Raw genomic sequence first — 21,521 nt, forward strand, 5'->3', positions numbered from 1 at the left:
TTTGCCTCTATTATCTAACCAATTGTCTGAAGATATGCATAAAAAAAGCGTTCAGCTCGTTGGGCTGGACGCTTTTTTCCCATATTGAATGGCTTCTAATAATAAATCAGCTAAATGGACGGCGCGCATGCTCGGTGAGTGCCCTGAGCGTTTGATGCCTGCTGCCATTTGCAGCTGACAGCCTGGATTAGACGTAACGATGGCAGCGGCCTTTGTTTGAGTGGCTTCTGTCATTTTATGATCTAAAATTTGCATCGACATCTTTGGCTGCAAGATGTTGTAAATGCCAGCTGAGCCGCAGCAACGGCCCGAATCCTTCATTTCTTTAAATGATACACCTTGAATGGCCTTCATCAGCATCCTTGGTGCATGCTGTACACCCATTCCGTTCCGCAAATGACAAGAATCCTGATAGGTGATGACCTGCTCTGGCAAAGCAAGCGGCATGCGGCGGTGAAATTCGAGTTCCACTAAAATGTCTGATATATCCGTGATTTTCTTTGAGAAGGATTTACTTCGCTTTTGAAAATCCGGATCATCGCAAAGCAAATGATCATAATCACTTAAAAAAGCGCCACAACCGCCCGCATTCATGACTATGGCATCCGCATCTATCTCTTCAAATGCTTCAATATTCCGCTTTGCTAACTGTTTCGCTTGTGCTTTTTCACCGCTATGGCCATGGAGCGCTCCGCAGCACGTCTGAATAGGAGGGACGATGACGTCACAGCCTGCCAGCTGCAAAAGCTGGATGGTCGCTTCGTTTGTGCTGAAAAAAACGGTATCCATTAAACAGCCAGTAAAAAAGGCGACACGTTTTCTTGCTGGGCCAAGTGCTTTGTATTCCGTCAAACGGCTTTTCTGTTGAGGCGGCACCTTTGGAAGCGCCTGTTCCATCAGCCGTAAATGCGGTGGAAGTACCTTCAGCATGCCAGTTTTGCGGGCAGCCGTTTGCAGACCAGATGTTTGATAAAAGCGAAGAAGTCCTGCCGCTTTCCGCATTCGGCTTTGTGAAGGAAAGAGACCTTTAAACACCACACGTCTTACAAGTTTGACAGGGATGGATTGTTTTTTGTGCTGCTGAATGATGTCTCTTGCATCCTCAAGTAAACGTCCATATTTGACGCCGGAAGGGCAGACCGGTTCACATGCACGGCAGCCAAGACAAAGATTCAGTGAATGCTCGACATCTTCATCTGGCTCAATGACGCCGTCTCTCACCGCCTTCATTAAAGCAATTCGGCCGCGGGGAGAGTGTGTTTCTTGCTGACCAGATTCAATATAAGTAGGGCAGGAAGGGAGGCAGAAGCCGCAGCGCATGCAATTGAGCAGCTCTTTTTCGTCCATTTGCTGCTGGAATGTTTGCTGAATCTCTGTTTGTTTAGAGGAACTCATGAAATCACCACCCGCTTTCTTGAGGCTTTTCCAAACACTTTATCAGGGTTCATGATATTTTCCGGGTCAAGCGCTTGTTTAATCGCTTTCATTGCGGCAATGCCTTCTTTTTTAACCTTTAGTTCTAAGTAAGGGGCTTTCATAAGACCCACGCCATGTTCACCCGTAATGGTACCGCCAAGTGAGACTGCTTTTTCAAAAATGGCCTGAAAGGCTTCCTCTACCCGCTTCATTTCTTCTTCATTTCTTGCATCTGCTGCACAAGTAGGATGTAAATTCCCATCACCTGCATGACCAAATGTACAGATTTTCACTTTGTACTCCTTCGCAATGTCTTCGATCGCCCTTACCATGCGGGCAATTTCAGACCTAGGGACTGTGGCATCTTCTAAAATGGTCGTCGGGCTTAACCGGGCGAGGGCAGATAAAGCGGATCGTCTCGCTGTTAAAAGTGCATTTGCCTCTTCTTCAGAATGAGCGATATTCACTTCTTTTGCACCGTACTGCTGACAGACATTTGCGATTCGCTGCATATCTCGGGAAACTGCCTCAGGATGACCGTCCTGTTCGATTAACAGCACCGCTTGAACGTCAGTCGGCAAACCGATCTTTGCAAAGTCTTCAACGACTTCCAGAGTCGGCTGATCCATAAATTCTAATGTGGCGGGGATGATACGCTCTGCAATAATCGCCGACACTGAAGCGGCGGCTTCCTCTAGGCTTTCATATAAGCAAAGCATCGTTTGTTTTGTTTCTGGAAGCGGCAAAAGCTTCAGCGTGGCTTCTGTGACAATCCCGAGCGTTCCTTCTGAACCTACGAACAAACGAGTCATATCATATCCGGCTACGTCCTTTGCAAGTTTGCCGCCTGTTTTGATGATGTCACCGTTTGGGAGAACGACTTCAAGTCCAAGGACATAATCTCTTGTCACACCATATTTTAACCCCCGCAGACCACCTGAATTTTCATTAATATTTCCGCCTAATGTAGAGATTTTCATAGAGCTAGGATCAGGTGGATAGAAGAGGCCTTTCGCCTCTACTTGATGAATGAGTTGCTGTGTGATCAAACCAGGCTGTACCGTTGCTGTCAGGTTTTCTTCATCTATTTCTATTAATTGGTTCATTCTTGTAAACAGCATCACAAGTCCGCCTTGTGTGGGACATGTTCCCGCACAAAGGTTCGTTCCTGATCCTCTTGGCACGATCGGTATGTTGTATGAGGCGCAGAGCCGGACAATTTGCTGGATTTCCTCAGCCGTATGCGGGCTTACAATGACATCTGGCATATGCTGAAAATTCGGTGTTGCATCATAAGAGTAGGCAAGCCGATCGGCTTTACTGTCCTGCATGTAAGACGCACCGACAATCTTTTTTAATTGATTTAAAAATTCAGAATTTAACATACGCATTCAACTCCTATTGATGAGACGTATCGTTTCTTTCAGTATAAAAAAAGAATCGTCTCATGCCTATGGACGATTCTACAAAATATCAGGCTGTTTGCTTCGTTTTTTTGGATCATCATCTAATAGCATGAAGGCTAAATAAAAGAGCATGGCATCTTGCATGCGTTTTGGATCAAGTGTCGTTAAATCTTGGATTCGTTTTAGCCTGTAATGCAGTGTATTGATATGGACATGCATCGCTTCTGCCGTATATTTCAATGAGCAATCAGATGTCATGAGTATCCGCAATGTTTTCACTAATTCAGGATAGGGGAGAAGGGGAGCGATCGTTCGATCAAGAAACACTTCCTTTGTTTCCTGACTCACTTCCTCCATAAAAAGTTCAAGCGTTAAATCTTCATCAAATACAATCGGCGTATCAGCATGTGCCAATTTTAATGCACGAAAGGCTTGTTGAAAGGATTGCTTCATCAAATGAGCAGCTGCTGGTTTTCCCGCTCCAATCAAAACTCCATGCGCGCTCCGCGCCGTAAGAGAGGCATGGATGTGAAATAGGCGCTGCTGCAAGGCTTTACGATGATCTGCTGTTGTTTGCAGCATAAGCAGAAAGCGGGCATGCCCCCAGCGGACGATGATCTCCTGACTAGTGAGATGCAGCGTTTCCTTCAATTCTTTGTATTGATTCTGCTTCATAAACGATTCATCCTGACAATCGATCAGGACAACCGCGCGCTCCTTGTTGATATCAAGCTGAAGCCGCGACGCTTTTTCAGTGAGATCCATTGCTGTCTCTGGCAAATGGAGCCAGTCGAATACAAACGCTTCAAGCTGCCGTTCATCCGTTTCAGTTTCTTGAAAAAATTCATGTTCATGAATAAGCAGCTCGGTCATTTTTCTTAATATTTCGCCAAAAGGAGACACATGTACAGGATCTCCTGTCATCCCAATGACCCCGATGACCTCTTGCTTAAAATAAATAGGCAGATTGATGCCAGCTTTGACGCCTTTCATGTGCTGCTGGTCATCCTTTGTGAGAATTCGTTTCTGTCCTTCAAAAGATGTCAGATACGCTCCTTCATGAAATTGTCCAACGCGCGCTGGATCTGTTGCTGCAATGATGGTGCCGTTTGTTTGTGCGATGATGATTTCCTCAGTCAGCACCTTTTTAACCTCGTCTACGATTTTTTCTGCCAGTGTCATTGTGAGCAAAACGTACCCCTCCGAGATGTTTCTTTTGACACTATCATACCATCATATGCTAGGACATATCTTTCTTTTCATGAGTTATGCTAAAATAATGAATGCACATGAAGAAGAAAGGAGACATAGCCATGTCGTTACTAAATCGCTTACAAGAACTATTAAAAGAAGGACAGGCGCTGACAGACTTCGAATATGATGAAGCGGCGCGCCGCAATTGGACATTAGAAGGGTCGAGAATAAAAGAAGAAGCCCGCTTTGGCGATGTATATATAGAACGTGTAGACAAGGAATCAGAGGACATGATTCAAACAGAAAACGCCTCATTTCTAAACACACCGCTTACATATGTGAAAAAACATCAAAAAGAATTTATTTATATCGAATCAAAGTGGTTTGATGTCGTGAAAGTGGATGGCTTGGCCATTGAATGGGACGAAGTGTTTCAAACGTATACCGTGTTATTCGGTTTAAAACGTCCTAAAAAAGACACGGGTATTCTAAAGGACATGCTATCACCATTAAATGGTGCTCAGCTTCAATTTAATGGACAAGATGGCTTATTTGATGTGAATTTACAGCTTCTTGAGCTTGAGGATATTCACGAAGATACGGCTTTCATTGACGTCATCTCGGCCGTGTACCGATTTTTATTCCGTATGATTATGCAGCTTGAAATCAATGAATCAAAAAACGGCTCAAATTCCTGAGCCGTTTTTTTGTCCATCTATTCATTTGATAAAGGCGTGACAAACCGTACATCATGCTCTTTTCCATATTGAAGATAATCTTCATTTGGCTCCTGATTGGTCACGACGACATCAATCTCGTGCAAATCACAAAACGTGGTTAAGGCGTAATGATCGAATTTGCTATCATCCACTAATAAAAACGTTTTGGCACTTTTTTGAACGAGTGATTTTTTTATATCCGTTTCAAGGGGGGACGAATTCGTGACGCCGTGATCAATAGATAAACCAGTTGATGCGATAAAGGCTTTATTCACATTATAAGCTTTTAGGCGCTCTACACTTTGATAGCCAACGAAAGAATTCGTTTTTCTTTCCAGCATCCCACCAGTGGAAAAGATGGTGAGATTGTCATAAGGCATTGCCTGTGTAATGAAATCCACATTATTGGTCACAATGGTCACTTGTTTCTCAGTCAAATAGGGGAGCATCTCAAGCGTTGTTGTACCAGAATCAACAAAAATCATATCCCCGTTTTCTACAAAAGCGGCAGCCGTCTGACCAATCAATTGCTTTTTACTGAGCTGACGTGTCTTTCGCTCCTGATACACCACTAACGTTGAGTGATTCACAGCCACTCCGCCATACACTTTTTTGAGCACGCCGGACTCGACCAACGCCTGTACATCTCGGCGTATCGTGTTTTTTGAGACACCAAAATGCGCCACAAGCTCATCAAGTGAGGCAGATTCCCGGTCAAACACATACTCTTTGATTTGCTGAATCCGTTTCGTTTTTATCATGCTTCATATCTCCAATCAATCCGAATGTCCTTTTTCCATTATACCAATAAATTCTCTTACATGGATTAGGTCAATTGATTCTCTTTTCTCCTTTGATATAAAAGCGTATGATAGAGAAAAGAACGAACCAGAAAGGACTTTCACTTCTATGAATCAATCAAACAACCCATTTTCAAAGCTTGCGAATTTTAGAGAAGTAGGGGGACTTCAAACAACAGAGGGAATGGTGATCAAAGAGAGAATGATTTATCGATCCGCAGACTTATCACGTTTGACGAAACAAGACATCGAGATATTCTCAACACTCGGAATTCAAACCGTTTGCGACCTCCGTACAGCCTCAGAACGTAAATCACATCCACCAAAGATCAAGGCACACGACAAAATCGTCCATATTCCGATGCAGCCTGACAGTAAGATGCCGAGTAAATGGACCATGTTTCGTATGCTGGTAACAGAAGGGAAGTCTCTCTCATTTACACCGATCATGAAAGATTTATATCAGAGCATGCTGACAGAGCGTAAAGAAGAGATTCAGCAGCTGTTCACACTGCTTTCAGATCAAAACAATTACCCGCTGATGCTTCACTGCACGAGTGGCAAGGACCGTACAGGTTTTTTATCTGCCCTGATTCAGTTAGCGGCAGGTGTACCGCTGCCTGTCGTTTTAAGTGAATACATGCGGTCTAACGAAGGCGTGCAAATGCTTGTTACAAGACAGGAACGATTTGTCCGATTAATGAGTTTATACCGGGTGTCAAAAGAACAAATTCAGCCGCTTGTCGGTGTGCAGCAAGATTATCTTGAAGATGTGCTGCACGAGATGCTGGAGACATATGGGAGTGCAGAGCGGTATTTAATTGAGTCCTGCAAAGTCCCTGAATTTCAGCTCAATGAAATGAAAAACATTCTGCTTACACCATCTGCTGGCATTCCCTCACAAAAAGCGGAATAAACTGAATATGAGGTGATGCAAAACATGCTGAAAAAGATCAGTATGACAGTTTTAACACTGATGTTGATGTTTGTATTCTTATTCATTCCTTCTAGCAGTCTAGCAGCTCGTTCAGTGTCAAAAGGGAAGCTTGAGAGCACAAGAGAGATGCGCGCGGTATGGGTTGCATCGGTTTATAACTTAGATTGGCCCTCAAAGAAGGGGCTGCCCGTAGCAGAGCAGAAACAAGAGTTTATTCGTTTGTTAGATGAAATCAAAGCGATGAATATGAATGCCGTCATTATGCAAATTAAACCAACAGCTGATGCATTTTATCCTTCAGCATACGGGCCGTGGTCAGAATATTTAACTGGAACACAAGGGAAAGATCCGGGGTACGATCCGCTTGAGTTTATGATCAAAGAAGCTCGTAAACGCGGCCTTGAATTTCACGCTTGGTTTAACCCTTACCGAATCACAATGAATCATACTGATCTCAGCCGTTTGTCTGCTGATCACCCTGCAAGACAGCATCCTGATTGGACGATTGCGTATGGTAACCAGCTTTATTACAATCCTGGTATTCCTGAAACTCAGGACTTCATTATCGGCGGTATAGAAGAAGTTGTGAAAAAATACGATATTGATGCAGTGCATATGGATGATTATTTTTATCCATATAAAATAGCCGGTGTACCATTTCCAGATCAAGAAACGTATGAAACATATGGAAAAAAAGCATTTGCACATATAGAAGATTGGCGAAGAGATAATGTGAATCAGCTGGTGAAGCAAATCAATGACACCGTTAAGAAAGAAAAACCGTATGTGAAATTTGGTATTAGTCCATTCGGAGTATGGCGCAACATAAAAGATGACCCGACTGGTTCAAACACCACTGCAGGAATGACCAACTATGATGATTTGTATGCTGATACAAGAGAGTGGATTCAGCAGCACGATATTGATTATGTCACTCCGCAAATTTACTGGAGCATCGGCTTTCAAGCAGCCGCTTATGATGTGCTGACGAAATGGTGGTCAAATGAAGTGAAAGGGGAGCCGGTTCACCTGTACATTGGGCAGGCGGCGTATAAAATTAATCAAAACAGTGATCCTGCTTGGTCTGACCCGGAAGAATATTTTAGGCAGATTGAGCTGAACAGGCAGTCACAGCTTGTGCAGGGAAGCATGCATTTCAGCCTAAAGGATCTCAATCGCAACCCTTTGAATGTAAAGGATCGATTGATCGAAGAGTCATACCGCAAACCAGCTCTCATTCCAGAGATGCCTTGGCTTCATCAGAAAGCACCTAAAAAACCAATCATTCAATCTGTGAAAAAGACAGCGGATGGTGCGGCTTTACAAATCAAAAATGATCCGCATTCTACCGTATCCTATTATGCAGTCTATCGATTAACAAATAAAGGAACATATGAATTACTGCAAACCGTTAGAAAAGAAAAAGGCGCCATAACAACGATTAAAGACCTCCCAGTTAATCAAAAGAAAATGGATACTTACAAGATTACGGCTCTTAATCGTCTTCATCACGAAAGCAAGCCTTCTACAAAAATAGTGAAATAACGAAAAAGCATGAATGAGATTTTCTTCGTTCGTGCTTTTTTTTCTATTATTTTTGTTTTAATTTTCTGAATTCAATCAAGCTTGGCATGAAGCAGCTGCTTGATTAATAAATATGATAGAAAAGAGCCAAAGGGGGAAGCAAGATGGATTTTGAATTAACGAAAGAACAACAAATGATCCGCCAGATGGTCAAAGATTTCGCCAAAGCAGAAATTGCACCACTCGCTCAAACGATTGATGAACAGGCCGTATTCCCAGCCAAAACGTTTCAAAAAATGGGGGAGCTCGGCTTTATGGGCATCCCCTTTCCAGAGAAATACGGCGGCTCAGGAGGAGATACGATATCGTATGCACTCGCTGTAGAAGAAATCGGAAAACAGTGTGGCAGTACAGGTCTTAGCTATGCCGCAGCCGTCTCCTTAGGCGCAAGCCCGCTTTATTACTTCGGTACAGAGGAGCAAAAGATGGACCACCTTGTCCCGCTGGCTTCTGGGACAGCACTTGGTTCCTTCGGATTAACAGAACCAAACGCAGGATCAGATGCAAAAGGAACAAAAACAAAAGCAGTCAAAGACGGACAAGAGTATGTCATTAGCGGGGAGAAGTGTTGGATCACAAACGCCAATTTTGCCAGAACCATTATCGTCACTGCTGTCTCGGATCAAGATGAAAACGGCCGCCCAATCATCTCAGCCTTTATTGTGGAGAAAGGGCAAAAAGGGCTGACCATTACAAATCCATATGACAAAATGGGCGTGCGCGGTTCAGATACAGCAGAAATCATTTTAGACGGTGTACGTGTACCAGCCCAGAATATTTTAGGAGACCCAGCGAAAGGCTTTAAGCAATTTTTATATACATTAGACGGGGGGCGCATTTCAATCGCTGCGTTATCAGTTGGCATCGCACAAGCTGCACTAGATGCTTCGCTCTCTTACGCAAAGGAAAGAAAGCAATTTGGGCAGACCCTTTCTTCCTTCCAAGCCATTCAGTTTAAGCTGGCAGATATGGCGATGCAAATAGAACTCGCTAGACAAATGGTGTGGAAAGCCGCTTGGCTGAAAGATCACGGCAAGCCGTTTACAAAAGAAGCTGCCTATGCCAAGCTTTTCGCTTCTGAAATGGCGACAAAAGCAAGTCTTGATGCTGTCCAAATTCACGGAGGAACAGGCTACATGAAAGAATGTGGTGTAGAACGGCTTGTGAGAGATGCCAAGCTGATGGAAATTGGAGAAGGGACCTCTGAAATTCAGCGTCTAGTCATCGCAAGACAACTGTTAGCGTAATTCGATAATGAAAACGCTTACCATCAATGGGGGAGGAAAGCCATGATGTCGATACATCCACAAACGATCGGCTCCCTATTAAAAGAGAAAAGGGAGAAGCACCCAGCACATGAAGCCATTGTGTATCCAGAACGTTCTTTACGTTATTCATATGAAGCGTTTTATCGAGAAGTCAAGGAAACTGGGAAAGGTCTTATGGCATTAGGGGTTCAAAAAGGGGACCATATCGCCATCATGGCGCCCAATGTACCTGAATGGCTTATGCTGCAATTCGCCTGCGCGTCGATTGGAGCCGTTCTTGTCACCGTGAATACGAACTTTCAAGCACAAGAACTCGCTTATTTACTCAAACATTCTGATAGCAGCATGCTGTTTATCGTAGACGGCTTTAAAGAGACATCCTATGTCAAAATGCTTGAAGAACTCATACCGGAGCTTCAAAACGCTCATCAAGGTGAGATCACATCCTCATCTTTTCCTTATTTAAAAAGTGTCGTCTATATTGGCGAGCACACGCCAAAGGGCATGCGCAGCTGGGACAGTATTCAAACAGCTGCTAAAAGAACAGAGAATCATGAGTGGGAGAATCGAATGGATGAGCTTGCGCCTGATGACGTCATTAATATGCAATATACCTCAGGCACAACCGGCTACCCAAAAGGAGTCATGCTCAGCCATACAAACATTGTCTGCAATGCCAGCCAAATCGCAGATTGTATGAAGCTCACCCAAAAGGACCGCATGTGTATCCCTGTTCCTTTCTTTCATTGCTTTGGATCTGTTCTTGGCGTGCTTGCTTGTCTCACAAAAGGAGGAACGATCATTCCAATTGAATCCTTCCATCCAGAGAGAGTTCTTCAAACAGTGGAAAAAGAGAAGTGCACCGTACTTCACGGCGTCCCGACAATGTTCATTGCAGAACTCGACCATCCGAATTTTCACCAATACGATCTGTCCACATTACGAACGGGCATTATGGCAGGTTCTCTTTGCCCATCCCATGTGATGAAAGCCGTCATTGAACAAATGGGACTGAAGGAGCTCACGATTGCCTATGGACAGACCGAAAGCTCTCCTGTCATTACCCAAACAAGAACGGATGATTCATTTGAAAGACGGGTTCAAACGGTCGGCCGGGCGCTTCCTCACATCGAAGTGAAAATCACCGTTCCAGGTACGCCGGAGGAAGTACCAAGAGGAGAACAAGGCGAACTGTGTACAAGAGGCTATCATGTGATGAAAGGCTACTATAAAAATGAAGAAGCCACAAATGAAGTCATCGATCAGGACGGCTGGCTTCATACGGGTGATTTAGCAGAGATGGATGAGGACGGCTATGTGAAAATTACAGGAAGGCTGAAAGATATGATCATTAGAGGCGGGGAGAATGTTTACCCAAAAGAGATTGAGGACGTTCTTTATACTCATCCGGACATTCTTGATGCACAGGTCGTTGGTATACCTGACGAGACGTATGGAGAAGAAGCCGCCGCATTCATTCGGCTTAAACAAGGTAGGACGGTGACCATTGAGACACTCACCAGCTATTGTCAGTCGCAAATGGCACGCTACAAAATTCCTAAATATTTTTTCATCACTGACGAGTATCCAATGACCGCATCAGGGAAGATTCAAAAATTTCGTCTGAAAAAGCAGGCGCTTGATCTAATAAAGGAGTGAAGGCAGCGATGTTTCAAAAAGTACTGATTGCAAATCGAGGCGAAATTGCCCGGCGAATTATTCGAACGTGTAAAAGGCTCGGGATCCACACCGTCGCCGTTTATTCAGAAGCAGATCAGCATGCACTTCATGTGCAAGAAGCAGACAGCACCTATCCGATTGGAGGCGCAAAAGTATCTGAAAGCTATTTAAACATGGAAGCAATCATTAGGGCAGCCAAGCAGTCAAATACAGATGCCATCCACCCAGGATATGGCCTCTTATCAGAAAATACAGCTTTTGCAGAACGCTGCCGCAGCGAAGGAATGGCCTTTATTGGACCATCCGCACAAGTCATTCAGCGAATGGGGAATAAAATTGAAGCAAGAAAAACGATGGCTCAAGCAGGTATCCCCATTGTACCAGGCGTTTCAGCTCCGCTGCATGATGCAGAAGAAGGAGTGAGTCAAGCGCAGTCACTCGGTTATCCGATCATGCTCAAGGCATCAAGCGGGGGCGGAGGAATTGGCATGCAGATCGTGCAAAATGACGAGGAGCTGTACAGGGCTTTTGAAGGGAATCAAAAAAGAGCGCAAAGCTTTTTCAATGATGGGACGCTGTATATGGAAAAGGTCATTGAAAACGCTCGGCACATTGAAATTCAGGTCCTTTTTGATTCCTTCGGCCATGGGGTTCACTTATTTGAGCGCGACTGTTCACTCCAACGAAGACATCAAAAAATCATTGAAGAAGCACCAGCCGCCTGTCTCGATGAATCGGTGAGACAACAGATGGGGGAGTTGGCCGTCAAAGCAGCCAAAGCGATTGGGTATGAAAATGCAGGAACGATTGAATGTTTAGTTGATCAACATCAACAATTTTATTTTCTAGAAATGAACACGAGATTACAAGTAGAGCACCCTGTCACAGAAGAAATTACAGGCATTGACCTTGTCGAGGAGCAGTTGAAAATCGCTGCATGTGAGCCGCTTTCTTTCAATCAGGAGGATATTCATCAAATCGGGCATGCCATCGAGGCTAGAATTTATGCGGAAGATCCCGTCACCTTTTATCCATCACCAGGAACGATCACTCAGCTTTTAACGCCTGAAGCGCCATATATCCGTCATGAGTCAAGCGTGACAAAGGGAAGCATCATTACCCCTTTTTACGATCCAATGATTGCGAAAATGATCGTTTACGGTGATACACGAAAACTTGCAATAGAACGATTAAAAGAGGCATTACAAGCATATGAAATAGAAGGGATCAAAACCAACTTACCGCTTTTAAGGGAAATGGCCGGATCTTCTGCATTCTTACAAGGCAGCATCACAACCGATTTTCTCATGAAAAAAAGGGAGGAAAACCGTTCATGAAAACTGTCACGATTCAAATGGCCGGAAACTTATGGAAGCTTCTTGTGAAACAAGGCGATGAAGTGCAAAAAGGACAAGAGGTTGCCATCTTAGAATCAATGAAAATGGAGATTCCGATCGTTGCTGAAGAGACCGGGATCATCAGCAAAGTGTATAAGGCAGAGGGGGAATTTGTCGATGAAGGAGAGGTTCTTTTAGAACTAACAGAATAGGAGGGAGCCAGATGGCATTACCAAAAAGTGTGCTTATCAGGGAGGTCGGACCGCGGGACGGATTGCAAAATGAATCAGTCTGGCTGGACACAGGCGAGAAGCGAACGTGGATTGATCTGCTCGCAGCAGCCCAGCTCCCTTATATTGAAGTCACATCATTTGTTCATCCTAAATGGGTTCCAGCCTTAAAAGATGCCAAAGAACTTACCCAATCCTTAAACAAAAAAGACGACATTACCTATGCAGCACTTATTCCCAATGAAAAAGGCTTAGCTCATTTTTTTGAAGCCACTCTTGACACAGGCGCTATGTTTATCTCTTCGAGTGAAACACATAACAAGAAAAATATGAATCAATCCATCAACGAAACACTTCCTGTCATCAAACAAATGACAGCTGATTTAAAAGCAGCAGGAAAAAACACGCGCGCGTATATTTCCACTGTGTTTGGCTGCCCGTATGAAAAACAAGTGCCAATGGATCAAATCCTGCGGTTAACGGATATTTTGCTTTCTTATGGCATTGATGAAATATCTCTCGGTGACACCATCGGTGAAGCCCATCCGCTTCAAGTAGAAAGGCGCTTAGACATTTTACTTGAACGCTTTCCTGCTGATAAAATCGCTCTTCATTTTCATGATACGAAGGGGATGGCTCTTGCCAATATTTATACGGCATTAAAAGCTGGGATCACCATATTTGACTCCTCCAGCGGCGGGCTGGGTGGCTGCCCCTATGCACCTGGATCCAGCGGAAATGTGGCGACAGAAGATGTGGTGCATATGCTTCAAAAACTAGGAATTGAGACAAATATTCATCTTCCTGCATTAATTAAAGCGGCAGAATGGATTGAAGCAAAAGTTGATCGAACCCTGCCTAGTCATTGTTTACGCGCTTTTCACTCTCAGACTACTTCATAAAGGATGAATAACATGACATCATTGGTCCATTTTTCGATACAAGATGAACAGATCGGCATCATGACCTTAAACAGGTCAGAACGAGCGAATTCCCTATCTGCTCCAATGCTGGAGGAGATCAATCAACTCATTCAAGAAATCAAACACGATGAAAGCATCCGCTGTTTGCTCATTACAGGAGCCGGTTCTAAAGTCTTTTGCGCTGGAGCAGATTTAAAAGAACGACGATTGATGACAGAAGCAGAAGCAAAAGGAGCTGTTCTTTCGATTCAGCAAACCTTTATCGAAATTGAATCCATTCCTGTACCTGTCATTGCAGTGATGAACGGACACGCACTGGGCGGAGGACTTGAACTCGCGCTCGCTTGTGATCTCCGCATTGCACGAGCCGGAGCAAGACTCGGCCTGCCAGAAACAGGACTAGCTATCATACCAGGAGCCGGAGGGACGCAGCGCCTTCCGCGCCTCATTGGACTCGGTAAAGCAAAAGAACTTATTTTCACAGGCGCATCATTAGAAGCAGAAGAAGCCATTCAAATCGGGCTCATTGAACATATCTCTTTAGCAGATTCCCTCATGAACGATGCCATCTCTCTTGCAAAACAAATCATCAAAAATGGCCCGCTTGCCTTAAAAGAAGCGAAACAAGCGATTCAAGCAAGCCTTGATCACGATTTACATTCAGGCCTGACGAAGGAATACGAAGCCTATTTACGGCTCATTGATACAGAAGATCGAACGGAAGGTCTTCAAGCTTTTCAAGAAAAACGTACGCCTCAATACAGAGGCAGGTAGCAAGAAAGGGGAATGGATATGATTGAAGAATATGAACTGAAAAAACAGCAGATTCTGAAAGGCGGGGCTGAGCGATACCATCAAAAAAACAAAGAAAAAGGAAAATTGTTCGTCCGTGACCGCCTCCAGTTGTTATTAGATGAGGATTCTTTTATTGAGGATGCCATGTTTGCTGAGTGTCAGGATGAACATTTACCAGCAGATGGTGTTGTCACAGGGACGGGGCGGATGAATGGGCAGCCTGTTTGCGTTATGGCAAATGATTCTACCGTCAAAGCAGGATCATGGGGCGTCAAAACGGTAGAAAAAATCATTAGAATCCAGGAAACAGCCGAAAAGCTCAACTGCCCGATGCTGTATTTAGTTGACTCTGCGGGTGCTAGAATCACCGATCAAATCGCCATGTTTCCAGGCAGAAGAGGCGCTGGCCGTATTTTTTATAACCAGGTGAAGCTGTCTGGCCGTATTCCGCAAATTTGTTTACTATTTGGTCCTTCGGCAGCTGGAGGTGCTTACATTCCTGCTTTTTGTGACATCGTCGTCATGGTCGAAGGGAATGCCTCAATGTATTTAGGCTCACCGCGAATGGCCGAAATGGTCATTGGAGAAAAAGTATCACTTGAAGAAATGGGCGGAGCAAAAATGCATTGCAGCATTTCTGGATGCGGCGATATTTTAGCAAAAACAGAGGAAGAAGCCATTCAAATCGCTCGCACTTATTTAACTTACATGCCTGCCAACTATACAGAAAAACCAAAACGGGCAGCTGCAATTGCACCTAAACCATCAAAGATCACCCTCCAAGACCTTATCCCTAAAGGGCAGAATACCCCTTTTGATATGTATCAGCTCATTGATTTACTCATTGATGAAGGGTCATTTTTTGAAATCAAAAAGCTGTTTGCCGCCGAGCTGATCACAGGTTTTGGCCGCATGAATGGGCAGCCTGTCGGTCTTATTGCCAATCAGCCGAGGGTAAAAGGCGGCGTTTTATTCCATGACTCAGCCGACAAAGCCGCCAAGTTTATTCAGCTATGTGACGCCTTTCATATTCCACTCCTTTTCCTTGCGGATATACCCGGGTTTATGATCGGAACAAAAGTGGAACAAGCAGGTATTATCAGGCACGGGGCGAAAATGATCTCCGCCATGTCAGAGGCAACCGTTCCGAAAATATCCGTCATTGTTCGTAAAGCATACGGTGCAGGTTTATATGCAATGGCAGGACCAGCCTTTGAACCGGACTGCTGTCTCGCTCTTCCATCGGCGCAAATTGCTGTCATGGGGCCAGAAGCCGCTGTAAATGCTGTTTATGCGAATAAAATTGCCGAACTGCCTGTAGAAGAGAGGGCGGCATTTATACAAGAGAAACGCAAAGAATACCAAGAAGATATGAATATATATGAGCTTGCCTCTGAAATGATTGTTGATGGTGTCATCCCGTTTGACCATTTGCGAGATGAGCTTTGTCGTAGATTACAAGCCTATACCTCTAAAGAGATGACATTTACAAGACGAAAACATCCGGTTTATCCGGTCTAAAGGGGGCGGCCTCATGATGAACCTAAAACCAGCGTGGATACCCGAAGAGCAGATGATCAAACAAACACGTCTTTACAAATGGATGCATTCACTTGGTTTTACTACTTACGATGCGTTCTATCAAGCTAGTATCGAGCGTACCGATTGGTTTTGGAGAGAAGCCGAAAAGGCAGTCGGCATCGTGTGGAAGGAGCCGTATGAAGCTGCATTAGGCCAAGATTCATTCATGTGGCCCAATTGGTATAAAGGCGGCCGGCTCAACGTGGTCGAAACGGCTGTTGACAAATGGGCAGAGAATGAAGAAACCCAGCATCACCCAGCCGTGATTTGGAGAAATGAAGCAGGAGAAGAGAGAAGATGGACGTTCCTCGAACTTCAGGAAAAGGTCAATCGTCTCGCTGCTGGTTTTTTGAAGAAGGGGATCCAAAAAGGGGATGTGGCCGTCATTTATATGCCGATGCTTCCGGAAACGGCTGCCATTATGCTTGCCTTTGCAAAGATTGGTGTCATCTTTAGCCCAGTCTTTTCCGGCTATGGAAGCGAGCCTCTAGCCGTACGTATTCGCGCATCCGGTGCAAGTATTGTCGTCACAGGCTCAAGCGTGACGCGCCGGGGAAAGACGATCAACATGCGGGAATGTGCGGCAGAAGCAATCGACAAAACCAAGACCGTCAAAACAGTCATTGTACACGCTTCCTCTCATACTGGATATAAAGAGGATATCAAGCTAAACGATTTGTTAAAAGAAGAACCACTAAGTGAAATGACTTATCTTTCAAATGAAGATCCGCTTATGATCTTATACACGTCTGGAACAACCGGTACACCTAAAGGGGCTGTCCATACACACGCAGGCTTTCCTGTAAAAGCTGCTTTTGATGCCGGTCTTTGTATGGACGTTGCAAAAGGAGACCGCTTGTTTTGGCTCACAGACATGGGCTGGATGATGGGGCCATTTCTCGTCTTTGGCGGCTTGATCAATGGAGCTGCAATTGTTTTATATGACGGCGCCCCCGATTATCCAAATGAACAGCATCTCTGGTCATTCATCCACGAGCAAAAAGTCACCCATTTTGGGCTTTCACCAACTTTTGTTCGATCTGCGATGCAGCAAAACCTTTCAGACATTGAGCTGCCGCATGTGAAAGCCATCATTTCTACAGGTGAACCGTGGAATGAAGCACCATGGCAATGGCTTTTTGACACAATTGGTCAAAAGCACATTCCGATCTTAAATTACTCAGGGGGAACAGAGGTTTCTGGCGGTATTGTAGGAAGTACGCTGCTTCGTCCAATCAAACCGATCCTTTTTAATGCGGCAATCTTAGGAATGGCGGCAGATGTGTTTAATGAGGCAGGACAGAGCATTATGAATGAGGTAGGGGAGCTTGTTGTGAAAAAGCCATGGGTCGGCATGACATGTGGATTTTGGAAAGATCCGGAGCGATATGAAGACACATATTTCAAACGATTTGATGGGGTGTGGACACACGGTGATTGGGTGAGGCAATCAGAGGATGGCGCATTCCATATCACGGGCAGATCGGATGATGTCATTAATACAGCAGGAAAACGCGTCGGTCCAGCTGAAATTGAATCCATTCTTGTCGGGCACCCAGCCGTACACGAAGCCGCTGTGATTGGAGTAAAGGATGAGGTGAAGGGAGAGGCACTAGTTTGTTTCATTGTGACCAGTGCACCGTCTTTCGAAGAAGCAACACTCATTCGAGAGCTCAAAACACATGTTGGTTCATATGCGGGGAAAGCGCTCACTCCAAAGGAAATTCATCTCATTTCAGCTTTACCGAAAACAAGAAACGGAAAAATCGTCCGTCGTTTATTAAAAGGAGCTTATGAACAGCAGCCTTCACCAGACCTATCTTCTTTAGACGATCCGAAGGTGTACGAAAGCATTTGTGAATACTTGAAAAGGAAACAGAGTCCATAAAAAAAGACAGGAGAGCGTCCTGTCTTTTTTATTGCACATGAAAATTCGTGCCATCTGTTGTTTCTTTTACAATACCTGCCCGAATCACAAAATCACCGAAATGTTCATGTTCCTCGCGTTCTTTTGCATAGCGAGGGAGTAGAGAGCCAAGCTCGTTTAAAATGTCTTCTTCTCCTACATTTTCTCGGTACAGTTTACTTAATCTGCTGCCATCAAACGCAGCGCCAAGATACATGTTGTATTTGCCAGGTGATTTCCCGATAAAACCAATTTCACCAAGCGCATGACGGGCACATCCATTTGGACATCCAGTCATTCGAATCGTGATTTCTTTATCACTTAAGCCGTTTTCTTCGACAATCTCTTCAATTTTGTCAATCAAGCGCGGTAGGTAGCGTTCTGCTTCTGCCATCGCTAAGCCGCATGTTGGAAGAGAAACACACGCCATTGAACTGCGGCGCAGTGCAGAGTGCTGCTGGCCATCTGATAAACCGAACTTCTGAATGAGCTGCTCGATTTGTTTCTTTTTGTGAGATGTGACATTTCCAATCATTAAATTTTGATTCGCTGTCAAGCGGAAGTCACCTGTATGAATTTTTGCAATTTCACGAATGCCCGTCATTAGCGGATAATCATCGTAATCAGTGATCCGGCCGCCTTCTACAAACATCGTATAATGCCATCTGCCATTGATGCCTTTTACCCAGCCATAGCGGTCACCATTATGGTCAAAATGATAATCTCTTGCGTCTAATAGGGAAAAACCAAGGCGGCGCTCAAGCTCTTCTTTTACATTCTCAAGACCGAGGCGGTCCACTGTATATTTAAAGCGGGCATTTTTTCTCACCGAACGGTTTCCATAGTCACGCTGAATAGTGATCACTTGTTTGGCAATCTCTACAACTTGTTCCGGTGTACAAAAGCCAATTACTTTTGCGAGCTGAGGATAGGTCGCTGTATCACCATGAGTCATGCCCATTCCGCCGCCAATCGCGACATTAAAGCCGACTAATTGATCATTTTCAATAATCGCAATAAAGCCTAAATCCTGCGAAAAAACATCAATATCGTTAGCAGGAGGGACCGCCACACCAATCTTGAATTTTCTTGGCAAATAAAGCGGACCATACATCGGCTCAACCTCTGTATCAGGGGTTGCTGCTACCTTTTCCTCATCAAGCCAAATTTCATGATACGCTCTTGTTTGCGGAAGCAGGTCATCACTTAATTTTTTGGCGAGCTCGTATACATCATGGTGTACTTCTGATTGATAGGGGTTTGACGTACACATGACATTACGGTTCACATCGCCGCAAGCAGCGATCGTATCAAGCATAGTGGAATGGATGTCTTGAATGGTCTTTTTCATGTTCCATTTTAAAATGCCGTGAAGCTGAAAGGTTTCACGAGTTGTCAGCTTTAACGTACCGTTTCCGTATTTATGAGCAAGCTCATCCATCACAAGCCACTGCTTGGATGTGGCGATTCCGCCAGGCAGGCGGACGCGCAGCATAAATTGATAGGCAGGCTCAAGCTTTTGTTTTTGCCGTTCATTTCTCAGGTCACGATCATCCTGTAAATAACTGCCGTGATGCTTCATCAGACGGTTATCATCATCAGGAATACCCGCTGAAATCGGATCAAGCATCACTTCTTTTAAAGTACCCCGTAAATAATCACTTTTTTCTTTGATTTCCTCTACGTCGCTCGGAGGTCCATCCGGCGCTGTTAATGCTGTCTTCACCATGTAAGTAAAAGCTCCTTTCTTTCAAGCATTCAATCAATCAATATACGTCACGCTGATAGCGTTTTTGCTGCTGCAAGTTGGCTAGATAGCTTTCTGCTTTCTCTTTGCTCATCGCACCTTCTTCTTGAATGATTGATAGAAGGGTATTATGAACATCATGCGCCATATGTTTTTCATCTCCGCAGACATATACATAGGCACCTTGCTCCAGCCATTCGAATAATTCTTTACTTTGCTTCTTCATTTGGTGCTGGACATATACTTTTTCCTCTGAATCTCTTGAAAAAGCCACATCCATTTTCGTTAACACACCATCTTTTAACCACTTTTGCCATTCGGTTTGATATAAGAAATCCGTCACAAAGTGCTGATCACCGAAGAATAACCATGACTTTCCGTCTGCACCAACTTCCTCACGCTCCTGAATAAAGGAACGGAAAGGGGCGATGCCTGTACCTGGTCCCACCATAATGATCGGTGCTTCATGGTTTTCAGGAAGCTTAAAGTTTTGATTGTGCTGGATATAAACAGGCAGCGTATCACCTGGCTCTAAGCGCTCTGCACATAAGATCGAGCAGACACCTTGACGTTCTCTTCCGTGAGCATCATATCTCACAGCACCGATCGTCAAATGAACTTCTTCTTCATTTGCTTTAAGGCTGCTTGCAATGGAATAAAGGCGTGGCGGAATTTTTCTTAAAATTGCAGTGAAGTCTGCCGCTGTTCCTTCAAAAGGACCGAAATCGCGAGCAGCATCTACTAAATCTCTTCCTGCTAAATACGCTTTTAACTTTTCTTCGTTTCCTTCTTCTAAAAGGGCCTGCAAGGCTTCGCTTTTTGTAAAGGACGCCATCTTTTGAAGAAGAGGTTTTGTTAATACGGTAATCTCAAAATGAGAGGTGAGTGCTTCTTTTAAAGGAAGTGTGTCACCGTTTTTATGAACAGTTACGGCTTCCTCTGCATCCCATCCGCATGTTGTGATCAGTTCATCAACAAGCGCAGGATCATTTGTTGGATAAATACCAAGGCTGTCACCCGGCTCATAAACAAGTCCTGATCCTTCAAGAGAAAGCTCCAAATGACGGGTTTCTTTGTTAGAGCCGCGGCCATTTAGGTTAATATTTTCAAGCACTTCAGCATAAAAAGGATTTGTTCTTGAGTATTCAGATGCTGCTGTTTGAGTGCTTGCATCCGCTGATTCTTGCGGGTTTGCTGCGGCTTCGCCTTCGCTAAGTGAAGATGCCACCCCTTGAAGCCATTCAGAAAACGGCTCATCATAATCAAGGTCACAGTCCACTCGGTCGAAAAGACGCGTTCCGCCAAGCTCTTTTAAGCGCTCATCAAATTCTTTACCTGTCTGACAGAAGAATTCGTAGGAGCTGTCACCAAGTGAAAGGACAGAAAAGCTTAAATGATCGAGCTTTGGTGCACGTCTGCCGTGAACATATTCATGGAAAGAAAGGGCATTATCAGGCGGATCTCCCTCACCATGTGTGCTGACGATAATCAGTAAATTGTGTATTTTTTTCAGACTATTTGGTTTAAAATCTGACATAGAAGAGAGCGTCACTTGAAAACCTTTCTCTTCAAGATGCTGCGCTGTCTTTTTTGCTAACCCTTCAGAATTTCCTGTTTGCGAGCCATAAAGTACGGTCACATCTTTGCTGACAGGCTGCGCTGGTGCTGCAGCAGAAGGAGAAGGGGCTAGGGCAGTATTTTCTGATCCGGCTAAAGCTGCCTGTGCTGATAAATAACCGGTAAGCCAAATTTTTTGCTGTTCTGTTAAAGTCGGAAGCAGCTGATTAAGCAGTTCTGCCTGCTCCTGACTAAACGGACTGTTCAATACATGAAGTTGCAACGATATCCACCTCACAAGGAATATAAACATAGATTAATTCGATAGGAATTATATATATAGGTTCAATTTGAACTTTACCGAAAGTTTGCCATTAAGTAAAATATATAATATTGATTGTCATGATTAAGATTTCTAATACCTTTGCAAGGTGAAATTAA

17 protein-coding genes are annotated in these 21,521 nt (G+C 44.3%); 11 read left to right on the plus strand and 6 right to left on the minus strand.

Annotated elements, in window-relative coordinates; translation table 11 throughout:
- Positions 1-51: 51 nt before the first annotated feature.
- The 3 genes from MHI60_RS17105 to MHI60_RS17115 form a co-directional block, all read right to left on the minus strand.
- The gene (locus MHI60_RS17105; RefSeq protein WP_144485417.1) at positions 52-1,395 is read right to left on the minus strand and encodes a (Fe-S)-binding protein; all 1,344 of its coding nucleotides are present in this window, start codon (positions 1,393-1,395) and stop codon (positions 52-54) included.
- Positions 1,392-2,801 (minus strand): glycolate oxidase subunit GlcD, encoded by a 1,410-nt coding sequence (glcD, locus tag MHI60_RS17110; protein WP_144485415.1) that lies wholly within the window; start codon positions 2,799-2,801, stop codon positions 1,392-1,394. Before glcD ends, MHI60_RS17105 begins: the two co-directional genes overlap by 4 nt.
- Before the next feature lie 78 nt (positions 2,802-2,879).
- Positions 2,880-4,013 carry a sugar diacid recognition domain-containing protein gene (locus MHI60_RS17115; protein WP_095408726.1) on the minus strand — a complete coding sequence of 378 codons (1,134 nt, stop codon included), beginning with the start codon at positions 4,011-4,013 and terminating at the stop codon, positions 2,880-2,882.
- 122 nt (positions 4,014-4,135) lie between these two features.
- Between MHI60_RS17115 and MHI60_RS17120 the strand changes: the two genes are divergently transcribed.
- Entirely contained in the window at positions 4,136-4,714 is a 579-nt protein-coding gene (locus MHI60_RS17120) for a branched-chain amino acid aminotransferase (RefSeq protein ID WP_144485413.1), read from the plus strand.
- A 17-nt stretch (positions 4,715-4,731) separates the two neighbouring features.
- On the opposite strand, the gene MHI60_RS17125 is transcribed toward MHI60_RS17120, so the two are convergent.
- A complete protein-coding gene (locus tag MHI60_RS17125) occupies positions 4,732-5,496 on the minus strand; it encodes a DeoR/GlpR family DNA-binding transcription regulator (RefSeq protein ID WP_144485411.1) in 765 nt (254 codons plus the stop codon).
- Positions 5,497-5,644: 148 nt separating this feature from the next.
- Between MHI60_RS17125 and MHI60_RS17130 the strand changes: the two genes are divergently transcribed.
- The 10 genes from MHI60_RS17130 (at position 5,645) to MHI60_RS17175 (ending at position 17,758) form a co-directional block, all read left to right on the plus strand.
- Positions 5,645-6,451 (plus strand): tyrosine-protein phosphatase, encoded by an 807-nt coding sequence (locus tag MHI60_RS17130; RefSeq protein WP_263639691.1) that lies wholly within the window; start codon positions 5,645-5,647, stop codon positions 6,449-6,451.
- A 24-nt stretch (positions 6,452-6,475) separates the two neighbouring features.
- On the plus strand, positions 6,476-8,017 hold the full coding sequence (locus MHI60_RS17135) for a family 10 glycosylhydrolase (protein WP_144485407.1): 1,542 nt from the start codon (positions 6,476-6,478) through the stop codon (positions 8,015-8,017).
- Positions 8,018-8,160: 143 nt separating this feature from the next.
- Entirely contained in the window at positions 8,161-9,303 is a 1,143-nt protein-coding gene (locus MHI60_RS17140) for an acyl-CoA dehydrogenase family protein (protein ID WP_144485405.1), read from the plus strand.
- A 42-nt stretch (positions 9,304-9,345) separates the two neighbouring features.
- Positions 9,346-10,983, plus strand: a complete 1,638-nt coding sequence (locus MHI60_RS17145; RefSeq protein ID WP_144485403.1) for an AMP-binding protein — start codon at positions 9,346-9,348, stop codon at positions 10,981-10,983.
- A gap of 8 nt (positions 10,984-10,991) precedes the next feature.
- Positions 10,992-12,341 carry an acetyl-CoA carboxylase biotin carboxylase subunit gene (locus tag MHI60_RS17150; RefSeq protein ID WP_144485401.1) on the plus strand — a complete coding sequence of 450 codons (1,350 nt, stop codon included), beginning with the start codon at positions 10,992-10,994 and terminating at the stop codon, positions 12,339-12,341.
- Positions 12,338-12,553 (plus strand): acetyl-CoA carboxylase biotin carboxyl carrier protein subunit, encoded by a 216-nt coding sequence (locus tag MHI60_RS17155; RefSeq protein ID WP_095408718.1) that lies wholly within the window; start codon positions 12,338-12,340, stop codon positions 12,551-12,553. The genes MHI60_RS17150 and MHI60_RS17155 overlap by 4 nt, the downstream gene beginning before the upstream one ends.
- A gap of 11 nt (positions 12,554-12,564) precedes the next feature.
- Complete coding sequence (locus MHI60_RS17160; RefSeq protein ID WP_144485399.1) at positions 12,565-13,473, plus strand: hydroxymethylglutaryl-CoA lyase; 909 nt, start codon at positions 12,565-12,567, stop codon at positions 13,471-13,473.
- A gap of 12 nt (positions 13,474-13,485) precedes the next feature.
- The gene (locus MHI60_RS17165; protein ID WP_144485397.1) at positions 13,486-14,268 is read left to right on the plus strand and encodes an enoyl-CoA hydratase-related protein; all 783 of its coding nucleotides are present in this window, start codon (positions 13,486-13,488) and stop codon (positions 14,266-14,268) included.
- A gap of 18 nt (positions 14,269-14,286) precedes the next feature.
- Complete coding sequence (locus MHI60_RS17170; RefSeq protein WP_144485395.1) at positions 14,287-15,810, plus strand: acyl-CoA carboxylase subunit beta; 1,524 nt, start codon at positions 14,287-14,289, stop codon at positions 15,808-15,810.
- Positions 15,811-15,823: 13 nt separating this feature from the next.
- Positions 15,824-17,758, plus strand: a complete 1,935-nt coding sequence (locus MHI60_RS17175; protein ID WP_144485393.1) for an AMP-binding protein — start codon at positions 15,824-15,826, stop codon at positions 17,756-17,758.
- Between the two features lie 28 nt (positions 17,759-17,786).
- On the opposite strand, the gene cysI is transcribed toward MHI60_RS17175, so the two are convergent.
- Together cysI and MHI60_RS17185 are read right to left on the minus strand one after the other, a co-directional pair.
- Positions 17,787-19,505, minus strand: a complete 1,719-nt coding sequence (cysI, locus tag MHI60_RS17180) for an assimilatory sulfite reductase (NADPH) hemoprotein subunit (RefSeq protein ID WP_111291195.1) — start codon at positions 19,503-19,505, stop codon at positions 17,787-17,789.
- Positions 19,506-19,542: 37 nt separating this feature from the next.
- Complete coding sequence (locus tag MHI60_RS17185; RefSeq protein WP_144485391.1) at positions 19,543-21,363, minus strand: assimilatory sulfite reductase (NADPH) flavoprotein subunit; 1,821 nt, start codon at positions 21,361-21,363, stop codon at positions 19,543-19,545.
- Between the last annotated feature and the right edge of the window lie 158 nt (positions 21,364-21,521).

The sequence above is a fragment of the Bacillus sp. FSL K6-3200 genome (genome assembly GCF_038630485.1).
Lineage (GTDB): Bacteria > Bacillota > Bacilli > Bacillales > Bacillaceae > Bacillus > Bacillus safensis.

What these genes read in the sequence shown, in the direction of transcription:
- MHI60_RS17135 (WP_144485407.1), top strand. Translation starts at nt 6,476, where the DNA reads ATGCTGAAAAAGATCAGTATGACAGTTTTAACACTGATGTTGATGTTT.
- MHI60_RS17145 (WP_144485403.1), top strand. Translation starts at nt 9,346, where the DNA reads ATGATGTCGATACATCCACAAACGATCGGCTCCCTATTAAAAGAGAAA.
- MHI60_RS17165 (WP_144485397.1), top strand. Translation starts at nt 13,486, where the DNA reads ATGACATCATTGGTCCATTTTTCGATACAAGATGAACAGATCGGCATC.
- glcD (WP_144485415.1), bottom strand. Translation starts at nt 2,801, where the DNA reads ATGTTAAATTCTGAATTTTTAAATCAATTAAAAAAGATTGTCGGTGCG.
- MHI60_RS17155 (WP_095408718.1), top strand. Translation starts at nt 12,338, where the DNA reads ATGAAAACTGTCACGATTCAAATGGCCGGAAACTTATGGAAGCTTCTT.
- MHI60_RS17150 (WP_144485401.1), top strand. Translation starts at nt 10,992, where the DNA reads ATGTTTCAAAAAGTACTGATTGCAAATCGAGGCGAAATTGCCCGGCGA.
- MHI60_RS17120 (WP_144485413.1), top strand. Translation starts at nt 4,136, where the DNA reads ATGTCGTTACTAAATCGCTTACAAGAACTATTAAAAGAAGGACAGGCG.
- MHI60_RS17175 (WP_144485393.1), top strand. Translation starts at nt 15,824, where the DNA reads ATGATGAACCTAAAACCAGCGTGGATACCCGAAGAGCAGATGATCAAA.
- MHI60_RS17130 (WP_263639691.1), top strand. Translation starts at nt 5,645, where the DNA reads ATGAATCAATCAAACAACCCATTTTCAAAGCTTGCGAATTTTAGAGAA.
- MHI60_RS17160 (WP_144485399.1), top strand. Translation starts at nt 12,565, where the DNA reads ATGGCATTACCAAAAAGTGTGCTTATCAGGGAGGTCGGACCGCGGGAC.
- MHI60_RS17125 (WP_144485411.1), bottom strand. Translation starts at nt 5,496, where the DNA reads ATGATAAAAACGAAACGGATTCAGCAAATCAAAGAGTATGTGTTTGAC.
- MHI60_RS17170 (WP_144485395.1), top strand. Translation starts at nt 14,287, where the DNA reads ATGATTGAAGAATATGAACTGAAAAAACAGCAGATTCTGAAAGGCGGG.
- cysI (WP_111291195.1), bottom strand. Translation starts at nt 19,505, where the DNA reads ATGGTGAAGACAGCATTAACAGCGCCGGATGGACCTCCGAGCGACGTA.
- MHI60_RS17140 (WP_144485405.1), top strand. Translation starts at nt 8,161, where the DNA reads ATGGATTTTGAATTAACGAAAGAACAACAAATGATCCGCCAGATGGTC.
- MHI60_RS17105 (WP_144485417.1), bottom strand. Translation starts at nt 1,395, where the DNA reads ATGAGTTCCTCTAAACAAACAGAGATTCAGCAAACATTCCAGCAGCAA.